The 16,138-nt window shown below is 62.4% G+C and carries 10 protein-coding genes and 1 pseudogene; 7 read left to right on the forward strand and 4 right to left on the reverse strand.

Annotated elements, in window-relative coordinates:
• Positions 1–196: 196 nt before the first annotated feature.
• Together C2862_RS24580 and C2862_RS24585 are read right to left on the reverse strand one after the other, a co-directional pair.
• The gene (locus C2862_RS24580; protein ID WP_136223626.1) at positions 197–1,318 is read right to left on the reverse strand and encodes a beta-ketoacyl-ACP synthase III; all 1,122 of its coding nucleotides are present in this window, start codon (positions 1,316–1,318) and stop codon (positions 197–199) included.
• 104 nt (positions 1,319–1,422) lie between these two features.
• Positions 1,423–2,850 (reverse strand): S41 family peptidase, encoded by a 1,428-nt coding sequence (locus C2862_RS24585; RefSeq protein WP_136223628.1) that lies wholly within the window; start codon positions 2,848–2,850, stop codon positions 1,423–1,425.
• Positions 2,851–3,111: 261 nt separating this feature from the next.
• Here C2862_RS24585 and C2862_RS24590 point away from each other — a divergent pair, with 261 nt between their 5' ends.
• From C2862_RS24590 to C2862_RS24605, 4 genes are all read left to right on the forward strand, one after another.
• Positions 3,112–3,666, forward strand: a complete 555-nt coding sequence (locus C2862_RS24590) for a hypothetical protein (protein WP_136223630.1) — start codon at positions 3,112–3,114, stop codon at positions 3,664–3,666.
• A 110-nt stretch (positions 3,667–3,776) separates the two neighbouring features.
• Positions 3,777–6,011: a TonB-dependent siderophore receptor gene (locus C2862_RS24595; RefSeq protein WP_136223632.1), complete on the forward strand. Its 2,235-nt coding sequence runs from the start codon at positions 3,777–3,779 to the stop codon at positions 6,009–6,011.
• A gap of 161 nt (positions 6,012–6,172) precedes the next feature.
• Positions 6,173–8,248 (forward strand): M13 family metallopeptidase, encoded by a 2,076-nt coding sequence (locus C2862_RS24600; protein ID WP_136223634.1) that lies wholly within the window; start codon positions 6,173–6,175, stop codon positions 8,246–8,248.
• Between the two features lie 82 nt (positions 8,249–8,330).
• Complete coding sequence (locus tag C2862_RS24605; protein WP_136223636.1) at positions 8,331–10,409, forward strand: M13 family metallopeptidase; 2,079 nt, start codon at positions 8,331–8,333, stop codon at positions 10,407–10,409.
• Between the two features lie 140 nt (positions 10,410–10,549).
• Here the strand turns inward: C2862_RS24605 and C2862_RS24610 are convergent, their stop codons facing one another.
• On the reverse strand, positions 10,550–11,632 hold the full coding sequence (locus tag C2862_RS24610; protein ID WP_136223638.1) for a sugar-transfer associated ATP-grasp domain-containing protein: 1,083 nt from the start codon (positions 11,630–11,632) through the stop codon (positions 10,550–10,552).
• Between the two features lie 133 nt (positions 11,633–11,765).
• On the opposite strand from C2862_RS24610, the pseudogene C2862_RS24615 reads away from it, so the two are divergent.
• A pseudogene (locus C2862_RS24615) lies at positions 11,766–12,155 on the forward strand (M13-type metalloendopeptidase); the annotation flags it as partial.
• A gap of 188 nt (positions 12,156–12,343) precedes the next feature.
• On the forward strand, positions 12,344–13,426 hold the full coding sequence (locus C2862_RS24620) for a sugar-transfer associated ATP-grasp domain-containing protein (RefSeq protein WP_136223640.1): 1,083 nt from the start codon (positions 12,344–12,346) through the stop codon (positions 13,424–13,426).
• 73 nt (positions 13,427–13,499) lie between these two features.
• Here the strand turns inward: C2862_RS24620 and C2862_RS24625 are convergent, their stop codons facing one another.
• On the reverse strand, positions 13,500–15,488 hold the full coding sequence (locus tag C2862_RS24625) for a hypothetical protein (RefSeq protein ID WP_229467595.1): 1,989 nt from the start codon (positions 15,486–15,488) through the stop codon (positions 13,500–13,502).
• Positions 15,489–15,546: 58 nt separating this feature from the next.
• Between C2862_RS24625 and C2862_RS24630 the strand changes: the two genes are divergently transcribed.
• Entirely contained in the window at positions 15,547–15,954 is a 408-nt protein-coding gene (locus C2862_RS24630; protein ID WP_136223642.1) for a hypothetical protein, read from the forward strand.
• Positions 15,955–16,138 lie beyond the last annotated feature (184 nt).

Raw genomic sequence — 16,138 nt, forward strand, 5'->3', positions numbered from 1 at the left:
TGGTGTGGGAACGAGGTGAAGGGCTTGATCTACCTTCCAAGGTCGAGCCTTAAGGGTGGGCCCAAGCTGGTCTTCACCTCTGCTGGTGATAGCTAACCACCAACTCGATCAAGATACAAGGGTGGGCATTCATGCCCACGCGGTACAAGGTTTGAATAATCGAACAAAAAAAAACGGGGCTTGCGCCCCGTTCGTTTTACTTCTTGCGCACCACCACGCAACCGATCGAATACCCGGCCCCGAACGAGCAGATCACGCCGTTGGCGCCCTTCGGCAGGTCGTCCTGGTACTTGTGGAAGGCGATGATGGAACCCGCCGACGAGGTGTTGGCGTAGGTGTCGAGAATCACCGGCGCCTCGTTCGGCTCGGCGTCGCGGCCCAGCAGGGTGCGCGCGATCAGCAGGTTCATGTTCAGGTTCGCCTGGTGCAGCCAGTAGCGCGACACCTGCGGGATCTGCAGGCCGGCCGCTTCGACAGTCTCCTTGATCATTTCGGCGGCCATCGGGCACACTTCCTTGAACACCTTGCGGCCCTGCTGGCGGAACAGTTTATCGGCTTGACCGACGCCCGACTCGTCGAAGCGGTTCATGAAACCGAAGTTGTTGCGGATGTTATTCGAAAACTTGGTCTTCAGTTTCGAGTCGAGGATCTCGAACTGGTGTTCGCTCACGGCCGTTTCGGCCGCCTCGACGACGATTGCGGTGCAGGCGTCGCCGAAAATGAAATGGCTGTCGCGGTCGCGGAAGTTTAGGTGGCCGCTGGTGATTTCCGGGTTCAGCACGAGCACCGCGCGCGCCTGGCCGGTCTGCACGGCCGCCATCGCGGTCTGGATGCCGAAGGTGGCCGAGGAGCAGGCCACGTTCATGTCGAAGCCGTAGCCTTCGATGCCGAGGGCTTCCTGCACTTCGACCGCCATCGCCGGGTAGGCGCGCTGCATGTTCGACGCGGCGACCAGCACCATGTCGATGTCGGCGGCCACGCGGCCGGCGCGCGCCAGCGCATCCTTGGCGGCGGCGACGCACATTTCCGCCTGCAGCGACAGCTCGTCGTCGCCGCGCTCGGCGATGCGCGAGGTCATGTGCTTCGGATCGAGGATGCCCTCTTTCTCCATCACATAGCGCGACTTGATGCCGGAGGCTTTTTCGATAAAGCCGCTGCTCGAGGGTTCGAGGGCGGTCACTTCGCCGGCGGCGATCGCTTCGGCGTTTTCCTGGTTGTGCAGCTCGACGTAGGCATTGAACGCCGTCACCAGCTCGTCGTTCGAGATGGAATACGGAGGCGTAAACAGGCCGGTGCCGCTGATGACGACAGGTTTCATGATCGGGACTTTCAAAGGAGATAACGGGGGATTCCCGTGTGAATGACGGCGATTCTACACAATCAATACAAAGCTGGGAATTGTCGGGGTAGCCACTCCGGGCCTTATTGTGGGGCCGCGTGCCGCGCCAGCGTCGCACCGGATGGCCGCTTCGACAATTGCATCGGCTGCCCCTTCAGGTGTTTCACCGCCTGCAGCAGCTGGAAATCGCCGGCGCTGCCGTAGGCCAGCGGCTGGCGGTCGCGCGCCGCGTCGAGCAGGGCCATCTGCTCGTAGATATCGTCCGGACGCGTCTTGGTTTCGCCGTCGCCGTCGCCCGACAGGTGGTGATCGAGGTCGGCTTCGCGCAGGCGCAGGGCGTTCAGGCCGTCATTGTCCGCGTTTTCGTCAACCGCGAAATCGGGGATGATGCCGCGCGCCTGGATCGAGCGTCCCTGCGGCGTGAAATAGCGCGCCGTGGTCAGCTTCACAGCGGCGTCGCGCCCGATCGGACGGATCGTCTGCACCGAGCCTTTACCAAAAGTCTGGGTGCCGACGATGGTCGCGCGCTTGTGGTCCTGCAAGGCGCCGGCGACGATCTCGGAAGCCGAGGCCGAGCCGGTATTCACGAGCACCACCAAAGGCAGCGTTTTAAAGATGTTCGGAAGGCTTGCCAGCGGATCGGGACCGCTGCGCAGCATGTAGTGTTCGGGCTGGCCATAAAAACGCTGGCGCGATTCCGGTAATTGACCATTGGTGGAAACGATTTCCGCGCCTTCGGGCAGGAAGGCCGCGGCCACCCCGATCGCGCCCTGCAGCAGGCCGCCCGGATCGTTGCGCAGGTCGAGCACCAGCCCCTTCAAATGTGGCTCCTTGCGCGCCAGCTCCTTCAGTTTCGCGGCCATGTCGTCCACGGTCGGTTCCTGGAACTGGGCGACGCGCAGCCAGCCGTAGCCAGGCTCGACGATACTGCCCTTGACGCTTTTCTGCACGATTTCCTGGCGTTCGACCGTGAGCACCAGCGGCTGGGGCGCGCTGGCGCGGGCAATCGTCAGCGTGACACGCGTGCCCGGCATGCCGCGCATGCGTTTCACGGCTTCTTCCAGCCCCAGGCCGCGCACATCCAGGCCGTCGATGCGGGTGATCAGGTCGCCCGCCTGGATGCCGGCGCGTTCGGCCGGCGAGTCTTCCATCGGCGCGACGATTTCGACGTAGCCGTCGTCGCTTTCTCCGATCTCGATGCCCAGGCCCACGAACTTGCCCTCGGTGCCTTCGCGCAGCTCGCGAAAGGCGGCCGGATCGAGGTAGGCCGAATGCGGATCGAGCGAATCGACCATGCCGGAAATGGCACTGGTCAGCAGCTTGCCGCCTTCGACCGGCTCCACGTAATCGGAATGGATCAGCTCCACCGCCTTGGCCAGCTGCTGCAGCTGGTCGAGCGGCATGCTCGGCTCGACCGGTTTATAGGCGAGCGCGGAGAACTGCATGGTGACGGCGGCGCCGGCGGCCAGGCCGACGGCAAGCAGACCGGCATTCTTGAGAGTGGAACCCATAGTGGTTGATGGTGGGGAGGATAAGCCAGCACGCATGAGATAGCGCGCCCCCAGTATAAACCCGAATCGCCCGCCGCTCGGGCTGCGCCTGCGCAAACGGGCGCGACTTGTAAAGCACGTTGTACTTCCAGTAAGTAATTGTAAGAGTGGTCACGTGGGGTACGGGCCGGTCTTATAGTCGATTCCAGTTTTTCTCTCTCCACCCCAAAGTGGTTTCGCCCACGGTTCCCCACCGTGGGTATTTTTTTGCCTGGAGTACCGATGACCGGAAACCGTTTTGTGCGCGCTGCCGTGCTGGCCCTGGCCCTGCATGGCGCGGGCGTCGCCGCCGCCCCCTTGATGGACTTGCGCGCCGAGGATGTCTTGCCGATGGCCGCGCAGCTGCGCACCGAGCTGGCGCTGAACGCCAACCAGCAGCTGCTGTGGCAGCAAAGCGAGGCGCGCACCCGCGCCCTGCTGCGCGAACGGCAAGCCCGGCGCGAGCGCCTGCAGGCGCAGGCCGTGCAACTGAGCGCGCGTCCTGATGCCGAACTGCGCGAGCTGGGCACGGCGGCTAACACCGAAGCTGCAGCCAGCGCCCGCGAAGACGAGCAGTTACGCGCACTCTGGCTGACGATGAACGACGCCCTCGACGACCGCCAGCGCGCGAAAGTCCTGCGTTTCCTGGCCGACCAGCTGGAACGGGTGCGCGATGGCGCGCCGCCGGCACGCGAGGGAGGAGCGGGGCGCGAAGGCGGCCGTGGCGGACCCGGAGGCGGACCGGGAGGACGTGGCCGCGGCGGCGCCGGACAGGGCGGCGGCAGCATCGGCTTCTAGCCACGCAGCGGATGTAAATGCCTGGGCGCGTTTGACGGCAGGCGCTAGAATAGCCGGTTACGTCCATACCAAATGGCGCTGCCGGCCTGGCGGCGCCGCATAACAACGACATGAACAAGCTGATTTCCGCCGCCTGCCTGGCCCTGCTGGGCGCCGCCGCCATGCCCGCCCTGGCCGCCGGCCAGAACGCCGATCCCGCCGCACAACCGGCACCCGAGACAAAACCCGGCACGAGCACGAAGGCGGCGCCATCCTCCGCTCCGGTCGCCCAGGTCAACGTGACCGGCTCGCGTGCCAACGATACCGACCAGCGGCGCCTGTCGACCGCCGCCAAGATGGTGTTCGGACGCGAGGAACTCGACCGCAACGGCGATACCAGCGTCGGCGACATTTTGAAGCGCCTGCCGGGCGTGACGATGGGCGGGCCGCCTGGTCGCGGTGGCGGCGGGGCCGTGCGCATGCGCGGCCTGGGCAACGGCTACACGCAAGTCCTGATCAACGGCGAGCGTCCGCCTCCAGGCTTCTCGATCGAATCGCTGCCGCCGGAACAGGTCGAACGCATCGAGGTGATGCGCGGACCGGTAGCCGAGCACAGCACGCAGGCGATCGCCGGCACCATCAACATCGTGCTGCGCGAGGGTTATCGCCAAAAGGAGATCCAGCTGCGCGCGGGCGACAACGTCAGCGCCGGCCAGCACTCGCCGAACCTGTCGCTGTCCCTGCCGGGGCAAAGCGGCAACTTGTCCTGGCTGATGAACGTGAACGCGATGGCGGGCCGCACGCGCAGCGACAGCGACAGCTACGTGCGCGAAGAAGACCTGGCGGGCAATGTGACGCGCGAACAGAACATCCATACCGGCGTCGAATCGCGCACGCGCGGCATGTTCCTGTCGCCGCGCTTGTCCTATAAATTCGACAACGGCGACACGCTGACTTTTCAACCTTTTGTCGGCATCAACCGCAACGACAACGGCAGCGACACGTTTATCGACCACCTGGGCGGCACCCGGCCGGCGGAGTACGCGCGCTTGCGCACCGGGTCCGAATCCGAGTCGCAATTCGTGCGCGCCATGGGCAACTGGCTGCACAAGATGGACGGCGGCGCCAAGCTCGATATGAAACTGAGCGGAGGTGCGAGCCGCAACGACAGCGACAGCCTGCGCTATACGTCAGACGCCGCCGGCGCGACGCTGCGCACCTTCAACGACGTCGACAACAGCCGCAACAGCAACCTCACGCACAGCGGCAAGTACACGGCGCCGATGGGTAAAGGCCATTTGCTGGCGCTCGGCTGGGACCTCGAGGGCGCGCGCTTGAAACAGGTGCATGTGGCGGAAAGCGACGGCGGCGCGCTGTTCGAGGATTCCGGCGCCAACCTGCAAGCCAGTACGCGCCGCCTCGCCCTGTTCGCCCAGGACGAGTGGGACATCACCGAGCGCTGGTCGATGTACCTCGGCCTGCGCTGGGAAGGCATTCGCACCAGCAGCACGGGCAGCGCCTCCGAGGTGAGCAACACCAGCCGCGTGTGGAGCCCGGTCGTGCACACGGTCTGGCGCATTCCCGGCTTCGAGAAGGACCAGCTGCGTGCCAGCCTGACCCAGAGTTACCGGGCCGCGCCGCTGAACGACATGATCGCCTCTCCCTCGTTCGCAACCTATAACGCGCGGGTCAGTCCCGACCGCAGCGGCAACCCGGACCTGAAACCGGAACTGGCGCGCGGTATCGACCTGGCCTACGAGCACTACCTCGGCAAGAGCGGCATCCTCAGCGCCAGCGGCTTCATTCGCAAGGTCGATAACCTGATCCGGCGCGTGATCACCGAGCGCCAGACCAGCCAGGGCCTGCGCTACCTGTCGAGTCCCCGGAACATCGGCAGCGCGCGCACCAGCGGCATCGAACTGGAAGCGAAGTTCCAGTTGGCCGAACTGGTGGCGAACAGCCCGGACATCGACTTCCGCTCGAATTACAGCCGCTTCTGGTCCAGTGTCGAGGGTATTCCCGGCCCCAACAACCGGCTCGACGGACAGGCCGAGCAGACTGCGAACGTCGGGCTTGACTACCGCATGAAGGGGCGGCCGCTGACCCTGGGCGGCAGCTATAACTGGACCCCGGCCGTGCTGGTGCAAACCAGTGCGCTCGAGGCCAGCCAGGCCGGCGTCAAGCGCCAGGTCGACCTCTACGGCCTGTGGAAATTCAGCGCCACGACGCAGCTGCGCCTGTCCGTCAACAACCTGCTGGCCGAGGATTACGTGACGGCGCGCTATTACGCCGCGCCGAACGGCTTTGTCACGACGCGTGCGCATACGGATCCGACCTATGGGCTGCGCTTCGAGATGAAACTGTAGACATGCATACGTCTCGTTTGCCATAGCGCCCGTCAATACGGGCGCCCCGCAAAACGGCCGCTGCCGCGCCGGGGAAGACATTTTTGCCACATTGCCTCTCGACGGATGGGCCGGGATCGTGCATTCTTGCGTGATCCCACATCGGTAAACGAGGCCTTTCCTTGAAACGTACCCTTCTGAGCACCCTGACGCTGTCCGTGCTGGCCACCTTCGCCCATGCCGGCGACGCCACCAAATCCACCACGGCTGCGGCCGTCGCCACCAGCGCGCAGGCCGCGCCGATCTCCGGCATCGACACCCAGTACATCGACACCTCGGTGCGCCCGCAGGACGACTTCTTCACTTACCTGAACGGCAAGTGGCTCAAAACGACCGAGATCCCGGCCGACAAATCCAGCTGGGGCACCTTCGCCAAGATGCGCGACGACACCCAGCCGCAGCTGCTGGGCATCATCGAAGCGGCGCAGAAGGATCCGAACAAGAAGACCGGCACCGACGTCCAGAAGATCGGCGACCTGTACGCCAGCTTCATGGACGAAGCGCGCCTCGAGACCCTGGGCGTGAAGCCCCTGGCGAGCGAACTGCAGCGCATCCGCACCCTGAAGGACAAGAAGGGCCTGCCGAACCTGATCGCACACCTGTCGAAGATCGGCGTCGCGACGCCCTACGGCGTGCGCGTCGGCCAGGATGCGCGCGCATCGACCAAGTACGCGACTTACATCGGCCAGGGCGGCCTCGGCATGCCGGACCGCGATTACTATCTAAAACTCGACGACAAGCGCATGGCCGACACGCGCGCCAAGTATGAGGCGCACGTGGCCCAGGTCCTGACCCTGGCCGGCGAAAAGAACGCCGCCGAACAGGCCAAGGCAATCGTTGCCTTCGAGACCGAACTGGCGCAGGTGCAGTGGACCAAGGTCGAGAACCGCGACCCGGTCAAGCGCTACAACAAGATGAGCGTGACCGAGCTGGCCGCGCTGACCCCGGGCTACGACTGGAACGCGGCCCTGGCCGCCGCCGGCGTCGGCAACAAGCTGGAGTACGTGATCGTCGCCCAGCCGAGTTATCTCACCGGTTTCAACACGGTCGTCGAGAAGACCGACCTGGCGACCCTGAAGTCCTACTTCGAATGGCAGCTGCTGCGCGAATACTCGCCTTACCTGTCGAAAGCGTTTGTCGACGCCAACTTTGCCTTCTACGGCACGGTGCTGACCGGCGTGTCGGAGAACCGTCCGCGCTGGAAGATCGGCGTGTCGACCGTCGAAGGCGCGCTGGGCGAAGCCCTGGGGCGCCAGTATGTGGGTAAATACTTCCCGGCCGAGCGCAAGGCGCGCATGGAAGAACTGGTGAAAAACGTCACCGCCGCCTACGCGCAAAGCATCGAGACCCTGGACTGGATGACGCCGGCGACCAAGAAGGAAGCGCAGGCAAAACTGGCGAAATTCACGCCGAAGGTCGGCTACCCGAACAAGTGGCGCGACTACTCCAAGCTCACCATCGTCAAGGATGACCTGGTGGGCAACGTCAAGCGCGCTTCCGAATTCGGCTACAACCGCAACATCAACAAGCTCGGCAAACCGATCGACCGCGAAGAGTGGGGCATGACGCCGCAGACGGTGAACGCGTATTACAGCAGCTCGATGAACGAGATCGTGTTCCCGGCCTCGATCCTGCAGCCGCCGTTCTTCGACATGCGCGCCGACGACGCTGTCAACTACGGCGCGATCGGCGCCGTGATCGGCCACGAGATCGGCCACGGCTTCGATGACAAGGGCAGCCAGTCGGACGGCGACGGCAACCTGCGCGACTGGTGGACGAAAGAAGACCGCGCCGCCTTCCAGGCGCGCGCCGACATGCTGGTCAAGCAGTACAACGGCTACAGCCCGATCCCGGGCTACAACGTCAACGGTGAACTGACGCTGGGCGAGAACATCGGCGACAACTCGGGTCTCGCCATCGCCTATAAGGCCTACAAGATTTCGCTGAAGGGCCAGCCGGCCCCGGTGATCGACGGCCTGACCGGAGATCAACGCTTCTTCATGGGCTTTGGCCAGGTATGGCGTAGCAAAATGCGCGAAGCGCAGCAGATCGTGCAAGTCAAAACCGATCCGCATTCGCCGGGCCAGTTCCGCGCCAACGGCACCGTCATGAACCACCCGGCTTTCTATGAAGCCTTCGGCGTGAAGGAAGGCGACAAGATGTACCTGGCGCCGAAAGACCGCGTCACGATCTGGTAAAGTCAGCGGCGGCCAGGCGCCACGAGTGCCTGGCCCCGGAATACCTGGTATCCATCCATCACCACGACAAGAAGAGAGACACATGAAACAACATCTGCTGAGCGCATTGACGCTGGCGCTGGTCGCCAGCGTCGCCCAAGCCGAAACCACGACCGCCGCCGCAGCGGGCGCTGGTGCCGCCGCCAAGAGCGCCAAGGCCCCGGTCCTGTCCTCGGGCATCGCCACCGAATACATCGAACAGGGCGTGCGTCCCCAGGACGACTTTTTTGAATACCTGAACGGCAAGTGGCTGAAAAACACCGAGATCCCGGCCGACAAGGCGAGCTGGGGCTCGTTCATGGAACTGCGCGAGAACACGCTGCCGCGCCTGCGCGGCATCATCGAAAAATCGGCAGCAACCAACCCGGCCGCCGGCACCGACGCCCAGCGCATCGGCGACTTCTGGGCCAGCTTCATGGACGAAGCGCGCCTTGAACAACTGGGCGTGGCTCCGCTGAAGGGCGAACTCGACAAGATCGCCGCCATCAAGGACAAGTCCGAACTGCCGGCCGTGCTGGCGCGCCTGGGTAAAATCGGCGTCGGCGTGCCCTTCGATTTCGCGATCCACCAGGACAACAAGGATTCGACCAAGTACGTCGCCGACATCATGCAGGGCGGCCTGGGCATGCCGGACCGCGACTACTACCTGAAGGCGGACGACAAGAAGCTGGCCGACACCAAGGCCAAGTACCTGCAGCACGCCGAGAAGATGCTGGCCATGGCCGGCGACAAGAACGCCGCGGCGAATGCGAAAGCCATCGTCGACTTCGAAACGGAGATCGCCCGCGTCCAGTGGACCAAGGTCGAACTGCGCGATCCGGTCAAGGCCTACAACAAGGTCAACCTGGCCGACATGGACAAGGTCGCGCCGGGCTTCGACTGGAAGAGCTGGTTCGACGCCGCCAGCCTGTCGGGCAAGGCCAGCTACGTCATCGTCAGCCAGCCGACCTATTTGAAATCCTTCGTCGACGTCTCGAACAAGACCTCGCTCGACACCTGGAAGGCCTATCTGTCGCTGCACCTGATCGAATCCTACGGCAGCTTCCTGTCGAAGAATTTCGTCGACGAGCGTTTCGACTTCTACGGCAAGACCCTGTCGGGCGCCACCGAGATCGAACCGCGATGGAAGCGCGGCGTCGGCGCGGTCGAGCGTGCGCAGGGCGAGTCGCTCGGCAAGCTGTACGTGGCCGAATACTTCCCGCCGGAGCACAAGGCGCGCATGGAAAAGCTGGTGGCGAACCTGCTGGCTGCCTACAAGCAGAGCATCGACAAGCTCGACTGGATGAGCCCGGCCACCAAGAAGGAAGCGCAGGCCAAGCTGGCCAAGTTCACCCCGAAGATCGCCTACCCGAACAAGTGGAAGGATTACTCCAAGCTGGTCGTCAAGCGCGACGACCTGGTCGGCAACGTGATGCGTTCGCGCGTGGTCGAAGCGGACCGCGAACTCGATAAACTGGGCAAGCCGATCGACCGCGAGGAATGGGGCATGACGCCGCAGACCATCAACGCGTACTACAACCCGGAGATGAACGAGATCGTGTTCCCGGCCGCGATCCTGCAGCCGCCGTTCTTCGACGCCAACGCGGATGACGCGGTCAACTACGGCGGCATCGGCGCCGTGATCGGCCACGAGATCAGCCACGGCTTCGACGACCAGGGTGCCCAGTACGACGGCAACGGCAACCTGCGCGACTGGTGGAGCGCGGCCGACCACAAGAACTTCAAGGCCAAGACCAACATGCTGGTCCAGCAGTACAACGGCTACAGCCCGCTGCCTGGCTATAACGTCAACGGCGAACTGACGCTGGGCGAAAACATCGCCGACAACTCGGGCCTGGCCATCGCGGCGAAAGCCTACAAGATCTCGCTGAAGGGCAAGAAGGCCCCGGTGATCAACGGCATGACCGGCGAGCAGCGCCTGTATGCGGGCTGGGCGCAGGTGTGGCGTTCGAAGATGCGCGAACCGGCGCAGATCGCGCAAGTCAAAACCGACCCGCACTCGCCGGGCCAGTTCCGCGCCAACGGCACCCTGAAAAACCAGCCGGGCTTCTACGAAGCCTTCAAGGTCAAGCAGGGCGACAAGATGTACCTGGCGCCGAAGGACCGCGTGATCATCTGGTAAGCAGCGATCGCGATCGTAAAAACACCGCCTAGCTCGCGCTGGCGGTGTTTTTTATATGCGTTTTGTTCACACTATCATTGCACTTGCATAAGACAAGAGTAATAGTTACACGCTCTTTGAAATATGGGCAGCGTCCTGCATCAGCTTTGTGCTTCTGCCGCACGCATCCACTGATCCACCCGCTTCAACGGTAAGTTCAATCGTGCGCAGCCGATCTGGTCCGGGCGTACGTTGAGCTCGATCATGCGTGGCCCATCGACGGCAATCGCCACATCGACACCGGCAATGTTCACATGTGGGAAGGCCCGTAGCGCCTGCATTGCCACTTCCTGGCATTCGCGCCAGTACGGCAATTGCACGCCGCTGATGCGTCCACCGGTGTCTGGATGCGCGTCCATGGTCTCAAGCGGGTTCTTTGCATTCGCCGCATGGGTCAAGATGCCTGTCTCCAGTTCAACTGGGCAAAAAATACCGCCCTGGCTGGTGTTGTCGACCATGCTACCTTTGCGCCCCACCCGAAGGAAAGCGCCGGCAATCCGGCACTCGCCGCGTGCTTGGTACAGCCAAATTCGCAGTGTGTTCACCGAATTCGGATGAATGCTGGAAAGCATCGGGTGCTGGTGCAGGTAATGCTCGACAATATAGCCTTCGCGATTCTGTTCGGCCAAGCGCCACCAATCCGCAATCGATGTCTCTGCGCCCGTCACCGGATGGCGAAACACCGGCATGTCGCCCGCTTCACCAATTTCGAATGCCGAAAAGCCGGCGCCGCCATAGCCCTCGACTGGCTTCAGGCAGACCTTTTTGCCCCTCAGCGTCCGGCACAGCTGTTCGAGGTCCGCCGCGCCGCGCAAGGCGACACCGTCGGCACGCGCGCCGCGCTGGGGGTGCAGATAACCGATGAATTCAGGCGTCGGTACGCCGACCAGTTGCAAGATCGCCTTTTCGATCACCTTGTGCTGCGAGCTCTTCTGGTAACCCGGGCGGTTCCAGCGATCGATAAAGGCGTTGTATTCCTTCTTGTTGACGTGCGCCCATTTGTCGGCGAAGGGCACCGACGCCCGCCACCAGCGGGCCTGCAAATAATATCCAGGACCAATCCCGCGCAGCATGAACAAGGCCCCCATCTCTAGCGACTGGCGCCAGAACGGCAGGTGAGCTTGCCCGCCTTTCCCGGAGCGCAGGTGCCCCCAGGCACGCTTGATATCTTTTACGACTTGCATTTAAATCCTCTTAGCGGCTCAGCCAAGGCAACCTGGGATTACCCAAGCCGACCGAAACTGCTGCACGTGGCGCTTCTCAAAAATAATCGAAGTATTATGCCATTCCTGTACATAACAGCTCAGCAAGGTATATCGAGTACGAAGTCTGGTCCAGCAGTACAACGCCTTCGAGCCGCTGCCTGGCTACCACATCAACGGTGAACTGACCTGGGCGAGAATATCGCCGACAACGCGGGCCTGGCCATGCAGCGAGAGCCTACAAGCGCTCGCTAAAAGGTAAGAAGGCGCCGATGATCAACGGCATGACCGGCGAGCAGCGCCTGTATGCGAGCTGGGCGCAAGTCTGGCGCAGCAAGATGCGCGAACCGGCGCAGATCGCGCAAGTGAAGACCGACCCGCACTCGCGGGCCAGTACCGCGCCAACGGCACCTTCAAAAAACAGTCGGGCGTCTACGAGAGCTTCAAGGACAAGCAGGGCGGCATGATGTACCTAGTACCGAAGGATCGCGTGATCATCCGGTAGGCAGCCGGCGCGCTAATAAAACACTGCCTGGCTCGCGCCGATGGTGTTTTTTATTCAGCGTTGTGTTCACATCATCATTGCACTTGAATAAGACTAGAGTGCGCTATGATGCGGATCTTGTCTTGTACTCAATTAAAAAATCGTCATCGAGCAAGTTGAACTCGCACTGATGATAAAAGGATGGAACCATGAAGCTACGTGCACTCAATGTCGCCTCGGACTATATGCGAGCACAGCTGTATGCCATGTCGTCGATCAAACGCTTGTCCGACATTCACCTGTTGTGGGGACCCGTGTACGCACGCACCAGCCTCGGTCTGGGCGCCAAGTTTTTTTCGCTCTACAGTCTGGCCGAAGTACCGCGGCGCACCTGGTCGGATTACCTGGACAATGAGCCCCTCAAGGCCCGCTATGCGGCAATAACCTCACAGGAAGCCCGCCGCCTCGCCGATGACAAAATCAAATTCTTTGAGCATTGCCAGCAGCATGGGATTCCGACTGCGAACATTATTGCACTGATCACCAAGGTGGAGCGCGGCGCCAGCGCCATTCCGCACCTACTGTCGGCCCAAGATTTGGCCAGCGTCCTTGTGCCGGGGGAGTACTTTGTGAAGCCGAGTAACGGTTCACATGGAAAAGGAACGTTTTCGCTGAGTGTGACGTCTTCCGGCGTTCAATGGAGTGGCGGCAATAGCGGTTCGTTCCAAGACCTGGCGCGCTACTGCGAAACAGCGCTGCAGTTTACGCGGATGCTGATCGTCCAGCCCAAGCTGTCGAACCACCACCTGATACGCAACATTACGCAGTCCAAAGGGCTATCGACCGTCCGCGTGGTGACCATCCGCTACGCAGGCAAGATCGAAGTCATCGCAGGAGCGTTTCGCATCGTGGTCGGCGAATCCGACGTCGATAATTTTTCGCATGGTGCCAGCGGAAACTTGGTCGCCGGTGTCGATGTCGTCAGTGGAAAAATGATCACCTCGATCGGTTCGAGATCGAAAAGCTGGCCCAGCATGAAGGACGTGGTCGTGCATCCTGCTACGGGAGCAACGATCATCGGCGCCCAGCTTCCCTATTGGCCCGAGGTACTGGCGCTGGTCACGCAGGCCCATGAGTCGATCGACAACCTGCACACGGTCGGCTGGGATGTCGCCATTCTCGAGAATGGACCGGTCATTGTCGAAGCCAACTGGCGCTACGACATCGACATTTTGCAGGTTGCCTATAAAAAAGGCTTCCGCAAAGTGCTTGATGAAAAGCTTCCTGGCTGACGCCGCGCTCTCCAGATAAAAAAGCCCCGGCTGCCTGATGGCAGCCGGGGCTGGAGCGTGCGCCTTGCGCTGCTTAGCGCGGGATGATCGCGAACTGCGGTCCGTTGCCGTAGTTTGGCTTGACACTACGGCTCATGAATCGGGCCCAGGCCGCGTCGCCGTTAGGCAGTCTTGCATCGACGGCGTAGGCCAGCGCAGGCTGCATGTTGGATGGGTAGCCCATCACGCTGCTCGAATAGCCGGTCATCTCGCCGACCTTGAGGCCGAGGAAGCTGGCCATGCCGGCACTGGCGCATTCCTGGCTACGGAAGCCTTCGGTCTGGCTCGCTGCGGCCACCTGCGCCATGCTGGTGTAGTAGGGGCCGGTTTCCGAATCGCGGATGTTCATCGAGTACAACGCACCGTCGATCCAGCAGATGCCGGGGTCGGTCATGCGCATGGCCGGCGACTTGGCTTTCCAGGCCAGCAGGCTGCGTGCCTTGTCGAAGCCCAGTTCCACCGCGTGGCCGATCGCCGACGTGAAGAAATCGTCCTGCCACGGGGCCACGCCGCGCTTCGAGTTATAGATCACCGCGCTGCTGGTGGCGATCACGCCGAACATGTTGGCGGCGGGGTTATTGGTGTAGTTCGCGTTGTACCAGTCCAGGTTACTGTTCAGGATGCGTGTGAAGTGCGATTTCAGTTCGTCGGTATCCGGCGTGATGTACGCGGCCTCGGCCAGCGTACGCATGCTCCAGGCCTGAGCGCGTACCTGGTCCGGTGCCAGCAAGCCTTCGACGTTGCGGCGGTAGCCCGGATTCGACTGGAACACGTTATACATGCCCCAGAACTGAAGTTCTTCCAGGTAGTAATAATCGCCGGTCACCAGGTAGGGCAGATAGGCAAAGGCCGGCTGGTGCGACGAATCATGCTTGTTCGGCGTGGCGCAGGCGGCCGTCGTCGGACATTTCGGGAAGGCTTCCTTCTGTTTCGTTGCAGGATTGACGGTATCGGTCGGAATACCCAGGATCGTCATGTACGGGTAATTGATCAGGCTCACCGGACGGTCGGTCTTCTGGTCGCGGTAGTGCGAGGACCAGCTGCCGGCCAGGTCGGCGGTGCCAAGCGTGACTTCGCTGGCGCGCGCATCCATGGTCAGCAGGTAAGTAGCGGCCCAGCCCGGCAGCAGGCCGATGTCTGGGCGGCCGCCCGTCGTCGGCATCGCCTTCATCGCCATGCCGACCGCCATCGGTTCGATCGCGGCGCCGGTCCACTTGGCCTTCAGATCGGCCAGGGCCGACTCCGGCACGACCAGGCTCTGGTCATAGTTCGGCAGGGCGCGAGTCGCGATCAGGTAAGCGGTGTTGTGCTTGACGTAGGCCTGGGACGCGTCGCCGCCCCACCAGAATACCTTGCGCCAGCGGCTATGGTGGTAGTGGGTCATGCCCGGCTTCGAGTAGACGACGCTGCCGCGCACCATGATTTCGGCATCGTAGGTGAAATTCTGCGGGTTCGGTTCGTAGGCCCAGTTGTTTTCGAGCGTGACGTCGACGCGTGCCTTCTTGATGGCGTTGTACCAGCGGATCGCGAAGCGCGCCGTCAGGTGCGGGTGCGCGACGCCGTCGGCCGTCTTCAGTGGAGCGGACACATGCCACTCGTTGGCGACCGCGCCCGAGAGCCAGGTCTGGTAGGCGCCACCGAGCTTGATGATGTCGTCGGCCGAGGCGTTATAGCGCACGCCATCGATGGTGGCGTGGATCGAGGAGCTGAAGCCGTTCAGCAGCAGAGTCTTCGGACCCATGCCGGCCGATTGCGGCGCGTTCGATTTCATCAGCGACAGGGTACGCGTCTCGTTGGCGTTCATGCTCGGGACCAGGCCCGACACCACGGCGTGGCGCACCGATCCGTCCGGATGGGTGGCCTTGACGTCGAGCTGCAGGGAAATCTCGGTGCCGTTGTCGAAACGGCCGACCAGGGAATCGGTCGGCATCAGGTCGCCGGCGGCGAACACCTGGCCGAAGGTGACCGGCAGGTTGGTTTGCGTGGCCGCGCTGGTATTCTGGATGCGCACGTCGGTGACCATGCCGAACACGCTATAAGCGGTGGTCGTTGCGGCCGTGTTGGACGGGACGGTAACGGCCGTGTCTGCTACCGCGCTTGGGGCGGCATCGCCTGCCGGGCTCGCGCTTGGCGCAGGAATCGGAGCCGACGCCGCAGGCGCCGTGGATGCCGTTGCGGCGACCGGTGCGGCCGGGGCCACGCTGGCGGTGCTACTGGAGCCACCACCGCCGCCGCCGCAGGCCACGAGGGTGGTGCCGAATGCCGCGATTGCGGCAATTCGCATTGCAAAGTGTTGGAGTGGGAGTGTCATGGCAGGTCTTCGAGGAGTTACTTTGGGGAATAAATTATTGCCCCAAGGAATTTTCGAAGATTACGCCAAAGCAAAACTGAACGACAGCAAAATCAATGCCGTTGTTCCGAATTTCGTCCAAATACAACACAACATTGTCGATTATTTTACGAATATTATTCGTTATGAAATCGAATGAGTGTGTATTTATATAGCCAAATTGTGTATTGACGCAATAAAAAAACCGCCCTCAGGGTAATGCCAGTCAGTTAAGCTGACTGGCATTTTTCATTGGAAACTTGGATCTGGGCTGTTTAACGACGCGCGGATACGAGCGCGCTCGGCGCTCCGGCAGCAGATAGACGCGTGCTTGCTCATGCAGC

Origin of the sequence: Massilia sp. Mn16-1_5 (assembly GCF_004798585.1) — a bacterium.
Classification (GTDB): Bacteria; Pseudomonadota; Gammaproteobacteria; order Burkholderiales; family Burkholderiaceae_D; genus Telluria.